This window comes from Rhodococcus sp. R1101 (genome assembly GCF_000278445.1).
GTDB classification, from domain to species: Bacteria; Actinomycetota; Actinomycetes; order Mycobacteriales; family Mycobacteriaceae; genus Rhodococcus; species Rhodococcus gordoniae.
This window is the reverse complement of the sequence record NZ_AJVB01000625.1, coordinates 1-1,876: the sequence shown is the minus strand read 5'-3', so window position 1 is coordinate 1,876 and position 1,876 is coordinate 1. Positions and strand designations below refer to the sequence as shown.

Annotated in this window: 3 protein-coding genes; 2 read left to right on the top strand and 1 reads right to left on the bottom strand. The window is 67.7% G+C overall.

Annotated elements, in window-relative coordinates:
* A partial coding sequence (locus R1101_RS0122510) for a DedA family protein (RefSeq protein WP_016935469.1) occupies nt 1–329 on the bottom strand: 329 nt, incomplete at its 3' end.
* 250 nt (nt 330–579) lie between these two features.
* Between R1101_RS0122510 and R1101_RS0122505 the strand changes: the two genes are divergently transcribed.
* The gene (locus R1101_RS0122505; protein ID WP_026003600.1) at nt 580–1,461 is read left to right on the top strand and encodes an FAD binding domain-containing protein; all 882 of its coding nucleotides are present in this window, start codon (nt 580–582) and stop codon (nt 1,459–1,461) included.
* A gap of 4 nt (nt 1,462–1,465) precedes the next feature.
* Nucleotides 1,466–1,876: (2Fe-2S)-binding protein (locus R1101_RS0122500; RefSeq protein WP_016935467.1), on the top strand; the 411-nt coding region annotated here is incomplete at its 3' end.

The following is a 1,876-nucleotide window of genomic DNA, read 5'->3' as shown; positions in this document are numbered from 1 at the left end:
GCCGCGCCGCGCTTGTCGAGTCCGCGCCGCGCCCACGCGAAAGCGGCTCGTGCCTTCGGGCGGCGCATCCACCGGAACCGGTCCGTGCCGACCTTCCGTCCGATCGTGTAGGCGATGTTGTCGCCGATGATCGCGCCGAGCGCCGCGAGCGCGACGACGATCCACAGGTGGGGAAGTCCGGTCGAGCCCGAGAGGGACGCCAGGGTCACCAGGACGGTCTCGCTGGGCACCGGAGGAAAGAAGCCGTCGAGGATGCACACGGCGAAGACCAACGGATAGACCCAGAGGGCCGCGGCCTGGCCGATGATGAATTCGTTGATCACGTCCATGGATATGTGTGGTGCTCCCGTCGGGTCCGCCGGTCGGCTCCTTCCACGCTATCCGCTCGCGCCGCCGAGGACTCCGGACGAGGGCGGCGTTACGGCACACTCCGTGAACCGCGAGAGAACGATTCGATTCCGATTCGTCCGTTTCGTCGCATCGATCTCGACTCGGGTCTACTATGGGCGCACCAAGGGGGAATCGTGGGCGGCCGGTGGGGGAAAGCCGGTCCGCGCCACCTGATGGCGGGAGTTCTTCATGCAGGTTCCTGGCCCATTCGAGTACGAGCGTGCCACCGGAGTGGATCACGCCGTCGAGTTGCTCGACCGGCACGGAGAGGGGGCCCGGGTCGTCGCCGGCGGGCACAGTCTGCTGCCGATGATGAAACTTCGGCTCGCGAATCCGGAGTACTTGATCGACATCAACGATCTCGCGGACGAACTCGATCACATCGTGTTCGAACCCGGGTTGGTGCGCCTCGGTGCCCTGGTCCGGCACCGCCGGCTTCTCGAATCCGACGAACTCGCCGAGATCTTCCCGATCTTCCGCGATGCCGAGCGAGTGATCGCCGATCCCGTCGTCCGCAATCGTGGAACGCTCGGTGGGTCGCTGTGTCAGGCAGACCCTGCCGAGGATCTGTCCACCGTGTGTGCGGTGCTCGGCGCGACCTGTGTCGTACGCGGACCGGGCGGAGTGCGCGAGCTCGATTTCCGCGACTTCCATCTCGGCCCCTACGAGACGGCGGTCGCCCCGAACGAACTGCTCGTCGAGGTGCGGCTGCCGAGGAAGGGCACCGGGTCCAGTGCGTACGAGAAGGTCGAGCGTCGCACCGGCGACTGGGCGGTGGCCGCCGCGGGTGTCGCGCTGTGGACGTCGGGAGGGCGGATCACCGACGCACGGGTCGGGCTGACGGCCGTGCGCGGCGACGACGAGGCATTGTCGGCGATCACCGACCTGCTGCGGGGTGCGCCACCGTCCGACGACCTGTTCCGAGAGGCCGGCGCCGCAGCCGCGCGGGCCTGCGATCCCGAGACCGACCAGCGTGGCACCGCCGCCTACAAACGTCACCTCGCGTCCGAGTTGACGGTGCGTGCCCTGCGCCGAGCCGCCGAACGTCTCGGCGCCACCGAAAGGGTGTGATCCGATGCAGATCTCGATGACAGTCAACGGCGAGAACGTCACCGCCGACGTCGAACCTCGAACTCTGCTCGTGCATTTCCTGCGCGACCACCTCGGTCTGACCGGAACCCACTGGGGATGCGACACGAGCAATTGCGGAACGTGCGTCGTCTCCGTGGACGGTGAACCGGTGAAGTCGTGCACCACCCTGGCGGTCATGGTCGCCGGCCACGAGGTGCTCACTGTCGAAGGACTCGAACGCGACGGCGTTCTCGACCCGGTGCAGGAAGGATTCGTGCGCTGCCACGGGCTGCAGTGCGGCTTCTGCACCCCGGGAATGATGATCACCGCCCGGGCGCTGCTCGATCGCGATCCCGACCCCGACGACGCGACGATCCGCGAGGCGATCTCCGGGCAGATCTGCCGCTGCACCGGC

Excerpts from the sequence above, each read along its gene's own strand:
- R1101_RS0122505 (WP_026003600.1), top strand. The coding sequence starts at position 580 with ATGCAGGTTCCTGGCCCATTCGAGTACGAGCGTGCCACCGGAGTGGAT.